The sequence below is a fragment of the Rhizobium sp. YIM 134829 genome (assembly GCF_046546455.1).
The window spans coordinates 184,592-199,981 of sequence record NZ_JBKHKI010000006.1 but is presented as its reverse complement, the minus strand read 5'-3'; the positions used below and the strand labels follow the sequence as shown (position 1 = coordinate 199,981).

The following is a 15,390-nucleotide window of genomic DNA, read 5'->3' as shown; positions in this document are numbered from 1 at the left end:
AAAAAGCCCTGCCAAGCGATTCGCCTGGCAGGGCTTTTTTCGTTTCGAACGATGCGGATGCGCCAGTGCTACTCGCCGGGATGAAGCTTCTGACGCCGCGCTGTACGCCATTCGCCGATCCAGATCGCGCCCCAGACCGATCCGGCAAGCGTGGCCGGAAGCAGATACAGATAGAAGATCGTTCCGAAGGTCATGGCCTGAGCTTTCCCAGCAGATGTCTTGCAGCCAAATGTAATGCGAGCGCCGCCAGAAGCCAAGTCGTCGTGGAGATCGCCAGCGGAGTCGAGAATCTGAAGACGACCTGGCCGTTCGCGACGGGCACGACAGGCGTGATGAACCCGGCAGCAATGGATGCCGTCGCCAAGCGGTCAATCGAGTTTGCGGCGAGCTTTAGCCGCTCGTTGTGCACCAGCGTGTTGGCCGGCGCGCGCTTCATCACACCGTCGCCCGTCCGAGGAACTCACGCACCTCGTAGCCCGGCATGAAATTGCCGATGCGCTTGATCTCCCAGTCGAGCTTGATACCCGAGGTTTCCATGACCCGCTGGCGAACGGTCTCGCCGAGATATTCGAGCTCGTAGCCGCTGGCCTGGCCGGTGTTGATCATGAAGTTGCAATGCATGGGCGACATCTGCGCCCCGCCGATCATCATGCCACGGCAGCCGGCCTCGTCGATCAGCTTCCAGGCGGAATGGCCGTCCGGGTTCTTGAAGGTCGAGCCGCCGGTCTTCTCGCGGATCGGCTGGACCGTCTCGCGATGCTGGCGGACCGCGTCCATGTCGGCGCGGATCTTCGCCTTGTCTTCCGAATAGCCCTCGAAGATGGCGTGGGTGAAGATGAGGTCCTTCGGCGCGGTCGAGGAGCGATAGCTGTAGCCCATCTGCTCGTTGGTCAGCACGTGGATCTCGCCCTTGCGGTCGACCGCGTGCACCTCGACGACCCGCTCGCGCGTCTCGCCGCCATTGGCGCCGGCATTCATGCGCAGCGCCCCGCCGACTGTACCGGGAATGCCGTAGTAAAAGGCGAAGCCGCCGATGCCATGATCGAGCGTCATGGCGGCGAGGTTCTTGTCGGGGCAGATCGCGCCCGCCATCACCCTGTTCTCGCCGACGAGTTCGAGATCGCCGAACCCCTTGGCCGAAAGGCGGATCACCACGCCCGGAATCCCGCCATCGCGCACCAGTAGATTGGACCCCACGCCGGCCACCAGAACCGGCACCTCTTCGGGCAGGAGCTTGAGGAAGGTGATGAGATCGTCGCGGTCATGCGGCTGGAACATCAGCTCCGCCAGACCGCCGGCGCGAAACCAGGTGACGCGATCCATCGGCGCGTCCGGGGTCAGCCGCCCACGCACATCCTTCACGCCTTCGCCGAGCGAAGAGAGAAGCTTCAGTCCATCCACCTGTTTCATGCACTCTGTCCCGACACGCGCGCCAGATCTCCCGGCAAAGCGGCAGCCCAAGAGGTGATGCTGCCGGCTCCCAAAAGAACCACGAAGTCGCCGGGTTGTGCAATGGCGGAAACGATCGGCGCGAGCGCGTCGGGGCCGTCCAGATAGCGGGCATCGCGGTGGCCGCCGGCCTTGATCCGGGCGACCAACTCCTGCGAATTGACGCCCTCGATCGCCTCCTCGCCTGCCGAATAGACCGGCGAGAGAAGGATGGTGTCGGCATCGTTGAAGCAGGCGGAAAAGTCCTGGAACAGGCTCTGCAGGCGCGTATAGCGATGCGGCTGGTGGACGGCGATGATCCGGCCCTGGCAGGCCTCGCGCGCGGCCTTGAGCACGGCCTTGATCTCGACCGGATGGTGGCCGTAGTCGTCATAGACGCGGACATTGTTCCACTCGCCGGTGAAGGTGAAGCGGCGCTTGACGCCTCCGAAGGCCGCGAGCCCCTTGGCAATGTTTTCCGGGCTGACGCCGAGGCGCTGTGCCACGGCCACGGCAGCGGTGGCGTTCGAGACGTTGTGGCGGCCCGGCATCGGCAGGCGCAGATCCTTCAGCTCGATCGTCTGGCCCGTGCGACGGCGGCGGATGACGACGTCGAAGATCGACGTTGCTCCGTCCATGCGGATGTTGAAGAAACGCACGTCCGCCTGCGGGTTTTCGCCGTAGGTCACCACCTTGCGGTCCTCGATGCGCGAGACCATGGTCTGGACTTCGGGATGGTCGAGGCACATGACCCCGAAGCCGTAGAAGGGGACATTCTCAACGAATTGCCGGAAGGCGGCGCGTACGGCATCGAAGTGGCCGTAGTGATCGAGATGTTCCGGATCGATATTGGTGACCACGGCCACGTCGGCGGGAAGCTTCAGGAAGGTGCCGTCCGATTCGTCGGCTTCCACCACCATCCACTCGCCGGCGCCCATGCGGGCATTGGTGCCATAGGCATTGATGATGCCGCCGTTGATGACAGTTGGGTCGAGCCCGCCGGCCTCCAGCAGCGCGGCGACCATCGAGGTGGTCGTCGTCTTGCCATGGGTACCGCCGATCGCGATCGAGGAGCGGAAGCGCATGAGTTCGGCCAGCATTTCGGCGCGCCGCACCACCGGCAGCAGCTTTTCGCGCGCGGCGATCAGTTCGGGATTGGTCTTCTTGATGGCGGTGGAGACGACGACGACCTCGGCCTCGCCGATATTCTCAGCCTTGTGGCCGACGAAGACCTCGATGCCCTTGGCACGCAGCCGCTGGACATTGGCGCTGTCGGACTGGTCCGACCCCTGCACGCGATGGCCGAGATTGTGCAACACCTCGGCGATGCCGCTCATGCCGATGCCGCCAATGCCGATGAAATGGACGAGGCCGATCGTCTGCGGCAGTTTCATGAGCGTCTTTCCTTGAAGTCTCTGATCGGTGAACCGCCCGCAATAGCCTCAACCATGGCGGCAAGCAAGCGCGCGGCATCCGGGCGTCCGGTTGCGCGGGCGCGAGCGGCGCGCTCTGCGAGATCGTCCGGGTTTTCCATCGCCTGCCTGAGAATTGCCGCCAGACGCTCGGGCGTCAGATCGGCCTGCGCGATGACCTGGGCCCCGCCATTGGCGGCGAGCGCCGCGGCATTGGCCGCCTGGTCGTGATCGAGTGCGTAGGGATAGGGCACGAGGATCGACGGGCGGCCGATGACGGCGACCTCGGAGACCGTCGAGGCGCCGGAGCGGCAGATGACGAGATGGGCCGCGCCGATCCGCTCCACCATATCGGTGAAGAACGGTGAGATATCGCCGGAGAGGTTGAGCTTCGCGACCGCGCTGCGCACGCCGTCGAGATCCTCCGGCCGCGCCTGCTGCGTCAGATGCAGCCGCTGGCGGAGCGCGTCGGGCAGGCGCTCGATCGCGGCGGGCAGAGCCTTGGAGAAGAATTGCGCGCCCTGGCTACCGCCGAAGACGACCAGGCGGAAGGGCTCGCCGATGCGGCTCGGCACGTAAGGGTTCTGCGCGGCTTCCAGAACGGCGGGGCGCACGGGATTGCCGGTCGTCACCGTCTTGGCGGCGAAGCGGCCGCCGGTTTCCGGCAGGAAGCCGCCGGCGATCGCCATGACGCGGGGGGCCAGCATGCGGTTCGCTCGCCCCATCACGGCGTTCTGCTCATGCACCATAGAGGGAATGCGCAGCTTGGTGGCCGCGAGCAGCGGCGGCACCGTCGGATAGCCGCCGAAACCGACGACCACCTGCGGCTTGACCCGCTGCAGCAGGCGCCTGGCCTCGCGCATGCCGCTCCAGAGCGTCCAGAGCGACGAAGCGACCTTGATCGGGTTCTTCGAGCCGATCGTGGCCGAGGAGACGACATGGATCTCGTCGGCCGGGAAGCGGCCGGCATAGCGCTCGGCGCGACTGTCGGTCACCAGATGAACGGTGAAGCCGAGCGCCTTGAGCTCGTGAGCCAGGGCCTCGGCCGGAAAAAGATGGCCGCCGGTTCCCCCTGCGGCGAGCATGGCGATGCCCTTGGTCATGACGCAATACCTCCGATGAGGGCGGACGGGCCGCCTTACTCTGCCGGAACGGCCGCGCCGGGACGGAAGAGGCTCCGTTCGAGCGCGCGCTGCTCCGGGCGATGACGCGTGAGCGCCAGGATGAAGCCGGCCGTGACGCAGATGGCGATCATCGACGAGCCGCCATAGGAAATCAGCGGCAGCGTCATGCCCTTGGCCGGCAGAAGCTCAAGATTGACGCCGACATTGATGAGCGACTGGATGCCGATCTGCAAGACCAGGCCGGCGACGGCAAAGCGGGTAAAGTCGTTGCGCTCGCGCAGCGCATGGCGCAGGCCGCGCATGACGAGCAGGGAGAAGATGGCGACGATCACCATGCAGAAGATGATGCCGAATTCTTCCGCCGCGACGGAGAAGATGAAGTCGGTATGGCTGTCCGGGATGATGCGCTTGACGATGCCTTCGCCCGGCCCCTGCCCCAGCCAATCGCCGCGGATGATCGCCTCGCGCGCGGTGTCCACCTGGAAGGTGTCGCCCTCGCCGGTGAGGAATCGGTCGATACGGCCGGCCACGTGCGGCAGCATCGTATAGGCGACGACCAGGCCGCCCACGGCCGAGCCGCCGAGCACGATGATCCACAGCCAGGGCATGCCGGCCATGAAGAACATGCCGCCCCAGACGGCGGTGGTGAGGATCGTCTGGCCAAGGTCTGGCTGCGCGACGAGCAGGGCCGCGACCATCAGATAGAGCAGGATGGCAAAGAGGTTACCCGGAATTTCCGGCTGGCGGGCATGTTCGGAAAAGAGCCAGGCGCAGACGACGACAAAGGCGGGCTTCATGAACTCCGACGGCTGGATGCCGATCGGGCCGATCGAGAACCAGCGGCGCGAACCCTTGATCTCGGTGCCGAACAGCAGCGCCAGCACCATCATGCCGAGCGAGACGATCAGCAGAATGATGGCCGTGCGCCGCACCTGGCGGGGCGTGAGGAAGGAGATGCCGATCATCACGGCGATGGCCGGCAGCAGGAAGGCGGCGTGGCGCTTGACGAAGTGGAAACTGTCGAGGTTCAGCCGCTCCGCCACCGCGGGGCTAGCGGCGAAGGACAGCATGAAGCCGATCCCCATCAAGAGGATGAACGTCGCCAGGAAGAACCTGTCGATCGTCCAGAACCAGTCGGCCACCGGCCCGCGTTCCGCACGGCTCACCATTGCTGTCGTCCCTCGTCAAACTGGCGCGTGGCGCCGTGGCTGTCCGTTAAATCAGCATGGCGACGCCTGCCAGGCCGGCCACATGGCCGACGAAGGCATCGCCGCGCATCTCGAAATTCTTGTACTGGTCGAAGCTTGCGCAAGCCGGAGACAAAAGAACGGCCGCCGGCTCGCCAGCCTGTTCGGCATCGGCAGCCGCCTCAGCAACCGCTGCCTCCAGCGTGCCCGAACGCGCGAACGGCACCGCATCGCCGAGTGTCGCCGCAAAGGCCTCCGCCGCCTGGCCGATCAGATAGGCCTTCGCGATCTTCGGGAAGAAGGGGCGGAGCGGCTCGATGCCGCCTTCTTTCGCCACCCCTCCGGCGATCCAGTAGATGCGGTCATAGCTCGAGAGCGCCGGTGCGGCCGCATCGGCATTGGTCGCCTTGCTGTCATTGACGAACGTCACCGCGCCCCGCCGCGCGATCGGCTGCATGCGGTGCTTGAGGCCGGGGAAGGAGGAAAGGCCGGCAAGGATCTCGTCCCTGCTCAGGCCGACGGCCAGGCAGGCGGCGATGGCGGCGGCGGCATTCTGCGCATTGTGGCTGCCGCGCAGGGTCTCGATGCCGGCAAGGTCGGTGACGATCGCGTCGCCGCCGTCTCCGCTCTCGTGCAAGATTGTGCCCAGGGCGTAGAGGCCAGCCGGGACCCTATGATCGCGCGAGATCCGCAGGACGCGCCGATCCTTGGTCTCAAGATCCGCTGCGATCGCGCGGCAGAAGTCGTCGTCGTCACCAACAATCGCCGTCTCACTGGCGAGGACCAGCCGCGCCTTGACGGCGGCGTAGTTCTCCATCGTGCCGTGTCGGTCGATATGGTCGGGCGTCAGGTTAAGGAGAATACCGGCAGACGGGTGTAGTGAGGGTGCCAGATCGATCTGGTAGGACGAGCACTCGACAACATAGAAGCGTTCGGGCGTGAGCGGGGCGAGCGTCAGCACCGCCGTGCCGATATTGCCGCCGAGCTGCGTGTCGCGGCCGCTCGTCTTGAGGATATGGGCGATCAGCGCCGTCGTCGTCGATTTGCCGTTGGTGCCGGTGATGCAGATCAGCGGCGCGTCCGGCGCATGGGCCCGGCGCTCGCGCGCGAAGAGCTCGATATCGCCGATGATATCCACGCCGAGCGGGCTCGCCAGCAGAACCGACCAATGCGGCTGCGGATGGGTGAGCGGCACGCCGGGTGAAAGGATGAGCGCGGCGATCCCGCTCCAGTCCACCGTGCGCAGATCGGCGGTGCCGATTCCCTCGGCAGCCGCCTTGGCAACGCTCTCGGCATTGTCGTCCCAGGCCAACACCTCGGCGCCGCCGGCAACCAGCGCCCGCGCGGTGGCAAGCCCCGAGCCGCCGAGCCCGAAGAGCGCCACCCTTTGTCCCTTGAAGCTGGTGACCGGGATCATGACCGTCTCACCGCAGCTTGAGCGTGGAGAGGCCAATCATCGCCAGGATGACGGCGATGATCCAGAAGCGGATGACGACCTGACTTTCCGTCCAGCCCTTCTTCTCGAAATGATGGTGGATCGGCGCCATCAAAAAGACGCGGCGCCCGGTGCGCTTGAACCAGCCGACCTGGATGATGACCGACAGCGTTTCCATGACGAAGAGGCCGCCGATGATCACCATGACGATCTCGTGCTTGGTCGCGACCGCCACGGTGCCGATCAGACCGCCCAGGGCCAGAGATCCGGTGTCGCCCATGAAGATGGCGGCCGGCGGCGCGTTGAACCAGAGGAAGCCGAGACCGGCGCCGATCACCGCGCCGAGAATGACGGCAAGTTCGCCGGTTCCCGGCACGAAATGGATCTGCAGATAATTGGCGAAGACCGCATTGCCGGCGAGATAAGCGATGAGACCGAAGGCCGCCGCCGCGATCATCACAGGCACGATCGCCAGGCCATCGAGCCCATCCGTCAGGTTCACGGCATTGCCGGCGCCGACGACGACGAAGCCGCCGAACAGAACGAAGAAATAGCCGAGATTGAGCGTGAAGTCCTTCAGGAAGGGGAAGGTCAGCGACGAGCCGAAGGTGGAGCCGGAGGTCCCCGCCGAAAGCGCGGCACGCATCATGAAGAAGACGGCGATGGCGGCGATGGCGAATTCGATGCCGAGGCGGGCGCGGCCGGAAAAGCCCTTGTCCGACTGCTTGGTCACCTTGAGATAGTCGTCATAAAAACCGATCGCGCCGAAGCCGAGCGTCACCAAGAGAGTCGAGACGACATAGACGCTGGAGAGATCCGCCCAGAGCAGCGACGAAACGACGATCCCTGTCAGGATCATCAGCCCGCCCATGGTCGGCGTGCCGGCCTTCTTGAAATGCGTCTGCGGCCCATCGGCCCGGATCGGCTGGCCGCGGCCCTGGCGCACGCGCAGCGACGAAATCATCGTCGGCCCGAACAGGAAGACGATCATCGCCGAGGTGAAGAGTGCCGCGCCTGTCCGGAAGGTGATGTAGCGGAACAGGTTGAAAAACTGGAAATGATTGGCCAGTTCGACAAGCCAGATGAGCATGAGGGACCTTTCCCCAAAGGTGATGCGCCCGAGGGCGCCTGCCTTGCGGCACTTGCAAAATTCAATTGTCCGTAGCGGCGAACCGCCAAAGCCTTCGCGAGCGCAGCGTCAGGGCGGCTCGCGTCGTCCCGCCGGTCCAGCCCGGTCTATTCAGCGCGCTCCGTCTCGGCAAATGCCGGATACTTGTCAAGCAAGGCCGCAACGATCCGCCCGCAGCCTGTCCCCTTGGAGGATTTGACCATGACGACATCGCCGGCGCGCACATGGCGAAGCGCATAGTCGAGCAGTTCGTCGACGAAGCTGCGATAGACGACCTCGACCGTCTCCGGCAGCGCGTCGCGCAGATGGCTCATCTCCGGCCCCGCCAGCCAGACGGTCTCGATCCCCTGCTCCGCGAGCGTCCCGGAAAGGCGGGCATGCACGTCAGCCGAATGGACGCCCATTTCCAGCATGTCGCCGAGAATGGCGATCCGCCGCCCCGGCAGTCCGTCGTGCCCCGAACCCGGCTCAGCCTCCGCCAGAAGCGCGATCGCCGCGCGCATCGAGGCCGGATTGGCGTTGTAGCTCTCGTCGATCAGGGTCAGCTGGCCGCCGCCGACGTTGAGCACATGTCGCTCGCCGCGGCCCTTTTCCGGCGAGAGCGTCGCCAAGGCATCGACGGTGCGCTCGAGATCCGCGCCGACCAGCGTCGCCGCGCCGATGGCGGCGAGCGCATTCTCGGCAATATGGCGGCCGGGCGCGCCGATCTTCACCTCGATCGTCCGCCCGCCGATGCCGGCCCAGAGCGTGCCGCCGTCGGGCGCGCTCGCATATTCGATCAAGCGATAGTCGACGCGCTGTTCGGTGCCGAAGGTATGGACATTGGTGACGCCGAGCTTGGAGGCCGCCTGCTCCAGCGCGGCATATTGCGCATTGTCGCGGTTGAGCAGCACATGGCCGCCATCGACCAGGCCTTCCATGATCTCCGCCTTGGCGGCAGCGATCTCCTCGAGATCGCGGAAATTGCCGAGATGGGCCGGCGCGATGGTGGTGATGATCGCCACATGCGGGCGCACCATCCGCGTCAGCGGGCGGATCTCGTTCGGATGGTTCATCCCGATCTCGAAGACGCCGTAATCGGTCGCTTCCGGCATGCGGGCGAGCGTCAGCGGCACGCCCCAGTGGTTGTTATAAGAAGCAACGGAGGCATGCACCCGCCCGGAGGCCTGAAGCATATGGCGCAGCATCTCCTTGGTCGTCGTCTTGCCGACCGAGCCGGTAACGGCGATGATCTTGGCGGCGGAGCGGTCGCGTGCGGCGCAGCCGAGGCGGATCATCGCCTCCAGCACGTCGTCGACGACGATCATCGGCGCGATCAGCCGACCGAGCGCCGGCAGCTTGCCTTCGCTGACGACGAGAAGCGAGGCACCGTTGGCGAGCGCGATGCCGGCAAAATCATGCCCGTCGACGCGATCGCCCTTGATGGCGAAGAAGGCCTCGCCCTTGCCGATCGAGCGGCTGTCGATCGAGATGCCGTTGATGCCCTCGGGCAGATTGCCGACCGGGCGTCCGTGCATGGCGGCCAGAAGATCCGCCTTGGTCCAAAGATAGCTCAAACCGTCTGCCCTCCCGTCGCCGGTGCCCGAGCCGCCTGGGCCTGCAGCGCCTTGCGCAGCTCTGCATGATCGGAGAAGGGCAAGGTCACGCTGCCGACCTTCTGACCCTCCTCATGCCCCTTGCCCGCCACGATCAGCGTGTCGCCCGGCTGCAACATGGCGACCGCGGTGCGGATCGCCTCGGCGCGGTCGCCGATCTCGGTTGCGCCGGGGGCAGCGGCGAGGATCTCGGCGCGGATGGTTTCGGCAAGTTCCGAGCGCGGATTGTCGTCGGTGACGATGACGACATCGGCGAGCCGGGCGGCGATCTCGCCCATCAGCGGGCGCTTGCCCTTGTCCCGATCGCCACCGCAGCCGAAGACCACGACGACGCGGCCGGTGGTGAAGGGGCGCACCGAGGTCAGCACATGGGTGAGCGCATCGGGCTTGTGAGCATAGTCGACATAGGCGAGCGCGCCGTCCTTCGTCTGGCCGACCAGTTCCAGGCGGCCAGAGGCGCCTTCCAGCTTCTCGAGCGCCGCCATCACATCCCGAGCCGCCACACCGGTCGCCATGGCGAGGCCGGCGGCGACGAGGGCATTGGCGATCTGGAAGTCGCCGGCGAGCGGCAGGTTGACCTCGAAGATCGTGCCGTCGGCGTGGATTTCCGCAATCTGCTTGTGGCGGAAATGCTCGACGCGCTTCAGCGTCAGGAACTCGCCCTTGCGACCGACGGTGCGCAGGTCGGCGCCGGCCGCACGCGCGGTGGCGATCGCCTGGTCCGAATACTCCCCATCGGCGAAGATGATCGCCGGCGCGCCCTTCGGCAGCAGATCGGTAAAGAGCCGCATCTTGGCGGCGAGATAATGCTCGACCGTCGGGTGGTAATCCATATGGTCGCGGCCGAGATTGGTGAAGGCGGCGGCCGAAAGGCGCACGCCGTCGAGGCGATGCTGGTCGAGGCCATGGCTCGAAGCCTCCATCGCCGCGTGGGTGACGCCCGCCTCGGCAAGCTCGGCGAGCAGGCCATGAAGCGAGACCGGATCGGGCGTGGTCAGCGAGCCATAATCCTTGCGCCCGGGCGCGACGACGCCGGTCGTGCCGATCATCGCGGCGGCAAGCCCACCATGGGCCCAGATCTGGCGCGTGAAGGAGGCGACCGAGGTCTTGCCGGCCGTGCCGGTCACCGCCACCATCACCTCAGGCTGCGCGCCGGCAAGCCGGGCAGCGGCCAGCGCCAGGAACCGGCGCGGCGCGTCGATCTTCAACACGGGGACATCGGTCTCCAGATCGAGCGCGCCATCGGTGACGATCAGGGCTGCGCCGCGGGCCTGCGCATCGGCGACGTAGCGGCGTCCATCAGCCTTGGTCCCGGCGACAGCGACGAAGGCGCTGCCCGGCACCACCTGGCGGCTATCGGCAGTGATGGCGCTGACGCGCAGATCCTGCGCGGCCACGACGGCGGCTTCCGGGAAATCCTGACCGATGAGGTCGCTGATCGTCAGACTTGGCAAATGTGTACCCCTCTTCACGCATCCGGCGGATGCCTTGCCGGACCGTCTTACGCCTCAATACGACACGAGCAAGGCGGAACCGTCGGGCCCGAATTTCGGCTCCACGCCGAGCATGGGGGCCGAACGGGCGATGATGTCGCGGACCAGGGGAGCGGCATTGCCGGCGGCGGTGCGAATGCCCTTCTCGCCGGTCTTCGGCGCATCGATGATCGCCAGCACCACATATTGCGGATCGTCGATCGGGAAGCCGGCGAGGAAGGCGTTGAAGTTCAGCTCGCTTGAATAGCGGCCATTGACCACCTTGTCGGCCGTCCCCGTCTTGCCGCCGACATTGAAGCCAGGCACGAGCGCGTTCTTGCCGGAGCCATGCGTGCCGTTCCAGCGGAAGAGGTAGCGCATGTCGTCGCTGGTCGATTTCTTGATGACCGTCACGGCGCTCTGATCCGCCTCTTCGCGGGTGCGAGGCAGGAAGGTCGGCTCGATCAGCTTGCCGCCATTGATCAGCGCAGCGCCGGCCACCGCCGTCTGCAACGGCGTCGTTGACACGCCGTGGCCGAAGGAGATGGTGATCGAGTTGATCTTCTTCCACACGCGCGGCTGGCTCGGGGTCTTCACCTCCGGCAGCTCGGTCGGCAGCTTGGTCAGCAGGCCGAGCCGGGTCAGGAACTCCTTATGCGCATCGATGCCGACGAGATCGGCCATCTTGGCCGTGCCGATATTCGAGGAATACTGGAAGATTTCCGGCACGCTCAGCACGCGGTGCTTGCCGTGGAAGTCCTTGATGGTGAAGCCGCCGATGCGAATCGGGAAACGGGCGTCGAAACTGTCCTTCAGCGTCACCTTGCCCGAATCGAGCGCCATGGCCGTCGTGAAGGACTTGAAGGTCGAACCCATCTCGAACGTGCCGTTCGACATGCGGTTCATCCAGCCTTCCTCGCCGCCGGAGGCCGGATTGTTCGGATCGTAATCCGGCACGGAAGCCATGGCGAGGATCTCGCCGGTGTGCACATCCATCACGACGGCGCCGGCGGCGATCGCCTGGAATTCCTTCATGCCGTGATCGATCACCTCGCGCACGATGTTCTGCACGCGCAGATCGATCGACAGGCGCACCGGCTCGAGCTTGGCATCGCTGGTCATGCCGATGGCGGCGAGATCGGCCAGACCCTGGCTATCGATCCAGCGCTCCATGCCGGCAATGCCGCGATTGTCGACATTGACATGGCCGACGATATGGGCAGCCGTGACGCCGCCCGGATAGAAGCGGCGCTTTTCCGGCCGAAAGCCGATGCCGGGAATGCCGAGCGCCAAGATGTCGCTCTGCTGCTTCGGCGTCAGCTGGCGACGCAGCCACTGGAAGCGGGATTTGGACTTCAGCTTGTTATAGATGTCGGCGACATTGAGGTTCGGCAGCACCGTCGCGAGCTGCTCGACCGCCTCGTCGGCATCGACGATCTTGTGCGGCTCGGCAAAGAGCGAGACGGTGCGAATGTCGGTTGCCAGGACCTCGCCGTTGCGGTCGAGAATATCCGGGCGCGACGCCATCAGATTGTCGGCGCGCCCGATGCTCGACACCGATTCCGGCTGGGCGATGCCATATTGGATGAGTCGACCGCCGATGATGCAATAGGCAAGCACGAAGCCGCCCATCATGATCGCGACGCGGCTGCGGGCCTGGGTGCCGCTGCGCTTGCGCGTGCCCTCGAAGCGACCGCCGGCATCACCTGGATGGTTGTTGCCGCCGGCGGAGAAGTGCGCCTTGCTCTTGACGACCATGATGCGGGAGAGAAAGGACATCAGCGCGCCACCGAACCTGTTGCGATCGTGTCGGCGGCGGGCGCCGCCGGCGGCTTCGTCTTGCCCTTTGCCTTGGTGTCGGCCACCTCTTCGGGCGGCGGAACGTCGGCTTTGAGCATCGGCAGCTCTTCCGGCCGGATCAGCTGGGTCGGCGCGGTCGGCTGCAGCGCGAGATCCTGCTGATAGGCGGTAACCAACCGTTCCAGTCGGTTCGGCTGGGACAACAGCGCCCAGTCGGCCTTCAGGAGGTCGATCGTGTCCTCCTCGAGCTTAATGGCCGCATCGAGACGGCGCACCTCCTCGAGCTTGTTTTCAGCCTTGTGCTTGATCGTATAGGTAACGGTCGCCGCGGCGGTCATGATGACGATCAGCACGATATCGAGCGTTCGCAGCATGGATCAGCCCCCCATCGTCGCAAGAGCGGCTAGGTCAGGCAGATCGAAAATCGACATGTCATGGGCCTCAGGAGGGGCATGTGTTCGCTCCCCGGCGCGCAGCTTGGCAGAGCGGGCGCGGGGATTGAGGAGTGATTCGGATTCGTCAGCCGCAATCATCGCCTTACCGACTGGTGCGAAGGTTGCCGCACGCGACTGGGCGATGGGGAGGTGACGCGAGCCGGAGGCCTTGCCGGCACGATCCTGGAAGAAGCGCTTGACGATGCGGTCTTCCAGCGAATGGAAGGTGACGACAACCAGGCGGCCGCCGGGCTTGAGCGAGGCTTCTGCCGCAAACAGCGCACGCCCGAGTTCGCCGAGCTCGTCATTGACGAAGATGCGCAGCGCCTGGAACACACGGGTAGCGGGATGAATGCGGTCCTTCGCCTTGCGCGGCGTCACCACCTCGATCAGGCCCGCCAGATCGCGCGTGGTCTCGAAGGGCTGCTCAGCACGGCGCTTTTCGATGGCGCGGGCGATGCGGCCGGCCTGCGGCTCCTCGCCCAGGAAACCGAAGATGCGAATGAGGTCGGAGACCTTCGCGCGGTTGACGACATCGGCAGCCGAGACGCCGCTACTCGACATCCGCATATCGAGGGGGCCGCGCTTGGAAAAGGAGAAGCCACGCTCGGCCTCGTCGATCTGCATGGAGGACACGCCGATATCCAGCACCACGCCGTCGAGTCCTTTGTCAGGGCCATGGACGGCGAGTGCGGAGAATCGGTCGTGGATCAGCTTCAGCCGGCCTTGCATTTCAACGACCAAAGGCTGTCCGCCTTCGATCGCGGTCGGATCGCGGTCGAGCGCGATGACATGGGCACCGGTCTCCAGGATCGCGCGGCTGTAGCCGCCGGCACCGAAGGTGCCATCGAGGATGACCTTGCCCGGCGCGGGATTCAGCGCCTTCAGAACTTCGGGAAGAAGAACTGGAATGTGGCGGACCGGTCCGCCATCGGCTTCAGGTGACCCTGCGCCTTGATCCGCCGCCATTCCAGTTCTCCATGCTAATCGCCAACCCCTGTCGGTCTTGACGCGTGAACCCGCCGCGACTGACGCGCCGCCGCCTGGGCATCCTGAAATGCCTGCGGCGACCAGAGCTGGAAGTGATCCGCCCGTCCGACGAAGGTCACCTCCGCGGTGATGCCGGTGAAGTCGCGGATGAAATCCGTGACCATCAGCCGACCCTCCTGGTCGAGCTTCATAAAGACCCCGCCCCCGTGGATGAGGAGCGACATCTCGTTCGCATGCGGCGAAAACGGATCCTCGTCCGCAATCTGCCGCTCGAATCGCTCGAGCAGGTCCGGCCCGCCGGCACTGATCGCCGGAAACACGAAATCCTGGAAGCAAAAGAGCTCCCGGATGTCGAGCTTCGCCAGCACCGTGCGAAACGGCGCTGGCACGGAAACCCTGCCCTTCGCATCGATCCGGTTCGTGGCATGCGAAAGAAAGCGGTTCATGACGCGAGACAGCCGTTTCCATCCGGCGCGCACGCCTCGTAACGCCGCGCCGATCCCCGAAACAAGACACAAAGAAACACCGCCGGGCGGCAAACCCGTTCCAAAGCCCCATTCGGGACAACCACCAAACTCGCGATGATTGGGTCTCAGTCGACCCTCGTGCAGTGCAGGTTTGGGATATCATGGGAGCATATGGGGGTCAATGGGATTTGGCGGTTGGAACGGCGTCTGTCCAGCGAAGATTGATAGACTGTTAAGTTTAACAAAACGTTACGATCGCGTCCCTAACCGGCTGTTAACATTTGGGAATCCGATCCGTCGACCAGTGGGTCGACAGACGTCTGTGTCAGAAAAAACGCAAGGAGAAACAGGCGGTTGCCCAGGCGCCCGAGAGGGCCGCTTTCACTTCATGAAAGGAGGGAGAAAAACGCCAGTCGGCCTGTAAGCCGGGTTCTGTATGGCCCCGGTCGAAGGACCGGAACGTGGCAGCCATTCATCTGGGACGACGCTTGCGCGCCGCCTCGTGCAACCCACCCGGATGACTGGCCCGGAAAAGGCCGGCACGGCCCGAAAGCCGCATCCGCGTCATCCCTATTCGGTTTTGCTCCCGGTGGGGTTTACCGTGCCGCCTCTGTTGCCAGAGACGCGGTGGGCTCTTACCCCACCCTTTCACCCTGACCCACGCAAGCGCGGGCGGTCTGCTTTCTGTGGCACTGTCCCTGGGGTCGCCCCCGCCGGACGTTATCCGGCACCGTTTTTCCGTGGAGCCCGGACTTTCCTCACCCCGCAGCCTTTCGGCCCTTGCGGAGCGCGGCTGCCCGGCCGACTGGCAAGCGGGCAATAGCGGAAGGCGGAGGGATTGGCCAGAGGAAAGGGCGAGTGCGAAGCGGTGACTGTGAACAGAGCACAACCGGCCATCAGGCGCTCTCGTTGCGGCT

14 protein-coding genes and 1 other RNA gene are annotated in these 15,390 nt (G+C 65.2%); all 15 read right to left on the bottom strand.

Going from position 1 to position 15,390, the window contains the following annotated elements:
- Positions 1 to 68 precede the first annotated feature (68 nt).
- The 15 genes from ACLE20_RS12805 to rnpB all read right to left on the bottom strand — a co-directional run bounded on the left by ACLE20_RS12805 (position 69) and on the right by rnpB (position 15,282).
- Positions 69 to 194 carry a hypothetical protein gene (locus ACLE20_RS12805; RefSeq protein ID WP_410940681.1) on the bottom strand — a complete coding sequence of 42 codons (126 nt, stop codon included), beginning with the start codon at positions 192 to 194 and terminating at the stop codon, positions 69 to 71.
- Positions 191 to 436: a hypothetical protein gene (locus tag ACLE20_RS12800; protein WP_410940680.1), complete on the bottom strand. Its 246-nt coding sequence runs from the start codon at positions 434 to 436 to the stop codon at positions 191 to 193. Before ACLE20_RS12800 ends, ACLE20_RS12805 begins: the two co-directional genes overlap by 4 nt.
- Entirely contained in the window at positions 436 to 1,410 is a 975-nt protein-coding gene (gene murB, locus ACLE20_RS12795) for a UDP-N-acetylmuramate dehydrogenase (protein ID WP_410940679.1), read from the bottom strand. The genes ACLE20_RS12800 and murB overlap by 1 nt, the downstream gene beginning before the upstream one ends.
- A complete protein-coding gene (murC, locus tag ACLE20_RS12790; protein ID WP_410940678.1) occupies positions 1,407 to 2,822 on the bottom strand; it encodes a UDP-N-acetylmuramate--L-alanine ligase in 1,416 nt (471 codons plus the stop codon). Before murC ends, murB begins: the two co-directional genes overlap by 4 nt.
- Positions 2,819 to 3,943, bottom strand: a complete 1,125-nt coding sequence (gene murG, locus ACLE20_RS12785) for an undecaprenyldiphospho-muramoylpentapeptide beta-N-acetylglucosaminyltransferase (RefSeq protein ID WP_410940677.1) — start codon at positions 3,941 to 3,943, stop codon at positions 2,819 to 2,821. Before murG ends, murC begins: the two co-directional genes overlap by 4 nt.
- Before the next feature lie 35 nt (positions 3,944 to 3,978).
- The gene (ftsW, locus tag ACLE20_RS12780; protein WP_410940676.1) at positions 3,979 to 5,133 is read right to left on the bottom strand and encodes a putative lipid II flippase FtsW; all 1,155 of its coding nucleotides are present in this window, start codon (positions 5,131 to 5,133) and stop codon (positions 3,979 to 3,981) included.
- Positions 5,134 to 5,179: 46 nt separating this feature from the next.
- Positions 5,180 to 6,568 carry a UDP-N-acetylmuramoyl-L-alanine--D-glutamate ligase gene (gene murD, locus ACLE20_RS12775; protein ID WP_410940675.1) on the bottom strand — a complete coding sequence of 463 codons (1,389 nt, stop codon included), beginning with the start codon at positions 6,566 to 6,568 and terminating at the stop codon, positions 5,180 to 5,182.
- A gap of 7 nt (positions 6,569 to 6,575) precedes the next feature.
- Positions 6,576 to 7,676: a phospho-N-acetylmuramoyl-pentapeptide-transferase gene (gene mraY, locus ACLE20_RS12770; RefSeq protein WP_410940674.1), complete on the bottom strand. Its 1,101-nt coding sequence runs from the start codon at positions 7,674 to 7,676 to the stop codon at positions 6,576 to 6,578.
- A 146-nt stretch (positions 7,677 to 7,822) separates the two neighbouring features.
- The gene (locus ACLE20_RS12765) at positions 7,823 to 9,271 is read right to left on the bottom strand and encodes a UDP-N-acetylmuramoylalanyl-D-glutamyl-2,6-diaminopimelate--D-alanyl-D-alanine ligase (protein ID WP_410940673.1); all 1,449 of its coding nucleotides are present in this window, start codon (positions 9,269 to 9,271) and stop codon (positions 7,823 to 7,825) included.
- Positions 9,268 to 10,755, bottom strand: coding sequence for a UDP-N-acetylmuramoyl-L-alanyl-D-glutamate--2,6-diaminopimelate ligase (locus ACLE20_RS12760; protein ID WP_410940832.1), 1,488 nt, complete (start codon positions 10,753 to 10,755; stop codon positions 9,268 to 9,270). The genes ACLE20_RS12765 and ACLE20_RS12760 overlap by 4 nt, the downstream gene beginning before the upstream one ends.
- Positions 10,756 to 10,818: 63 nt before the next feature.
- Positions 10,819 to 12,561 carry a peptidoglycan D,D-transpeptidase FtsI family protein gene (locus ACLE20_RS12755; RefSeq protein ID WP_410940672.1) on the bottom strand — a complete coding sequence of 581 codons (1,743 nt, stop codon included), beginning with the start codon at positions 12,559 to 12,561 and terminating at the stop codon, positions 10,819 to 10,821.
- Positions 12,561 to 12,956, bottom strand: a complete 396-nt coding sequence (locus tag ACLE20_RS12750) for a hypothetical protein (protein ID WP_410940671.1) — start codon at positions 12,954 to 12,956, stop codon at positions 12,561 to 12,563. The genes ACLE20_RS12755 and ACLE20_RS12750 overlap by 1 nt, the downstream gene beginning before the upstream one ends.
- Positions 12,957 to 12,959: 3 nt before the next feature.
- Entirely contained in the window at positions 12,960 to 13,985 is a 1,026-nt protein-coding gene (gene rsmH / locus ACLE20_RS12745; protein WP_410940670.1) for a 16S rRNA (cytosine(1402)-N(4))-methyltransferase RsmH, read from the bottom strand.
- A 14-nt stretch (positions 13,986 to 13,999) separates the two neighbouring features.
- Positions 14,000 to 14,452: a division/cell wall cluster transcriptional repressor MraZ gene (mraZ, locus tag ACLE20_RS12740; protein WP_410940669.1), complete on the bottom strand. Its 453-nt coding sequence runs from the start codon at positions 14,450 to 14,452 to the stop codon at positions 14,000 to 14,002.
- A 426-nt stretch (positions 14,453 to 14,878) separates the two neighbouring features.
- Positions 14,879 to 15,282, bottom strand: an RNA gene (gene rnpB / locus ACLE20_RS12735) — RNase P RNA component class A.
- Positions 15,283 to 15,390: the final 108 nt, after the last annotated feature.

Coding starts and splice junctions, on each gene's coding strand:
- ACLE20_RS12805 (WP_410940681.1), bottom strand. CDS start 194: ATGACCTTCGGAACGATCTTCTATCTGTATCTGCTTCCGGCCACGCTT.
- murB (WP_410940679.1), bottom strand. CDS start 1,410: ATGAAACAGGTGGATGGACTGAAGCTTCTCTCTTCGCTCGGCGAAGGC.
- rsmH (WP_410940670.1), bottom strand. CDS start 13,985: ATGGCGGCGGATCAAGGCGCAGGGTCACCTGAAGCCGATGGCGGACCG.
- mraZ (WP_410940669.1), bottom strand. CDS start 14,452: ATGAACCGCTTTCTTTCGCATGCCACGAACCGGATCGATGCGAAGGGC.
- mraY (WP_410940674.1), bottom strand. CDS start 7,676: ATGCTCATCTGGCTTGTCGAACTGGCCAATCATTTCCAGTTTTTCAAC.
- ACLE20_RS12800 (WP_410940680.1), bottom strand. CDS start 436: ATGAAGCGCGCGCCGGCCAACACGCTGGTGCACAACGAGCGGCTAAAG.
- murC (WP_410940678.1), bottom strand. CDS start 2,822: ATGAAACTGCCGCAGACGATCGGCCTCGTCCATTTCATCGGCATTGGC.
- ACLE20_RS12755 (WP_410940672.1), bottom strand. CDS start 12,561: ATGTCCTTTCTCTCCCGCATCATGGTCGTCAAGAGCAAGGCGCACTTC.
- murD (WP_410940675.1), bottom strand. CDS start 6,568: ATGATCCCGGTCACCAGCTTCAAGGGACAAAGGGTGGCGCTCTTCGGG.
- ACLE20_RS12750 (WP_410940671.1), bottom strand. CDS start 12,956: ATGCTGCGAACGCTCGATATCGTGCTGATCGTCATCATGACCGCCGCG.
- ftsW (WP_410940676.1), bottom strand. CDS start 5,133: ATGGTGAGCCGTGCGGAACGCGGGCCGGTGGCCGACTGGTTCTGGACG.
- murG (WP_410940677.1), bottom strand. CDS start 3,943: ATGACCAAGGGCATCGCCATGCTCGCCGCAGGGGGAACCGGCGGCCAT.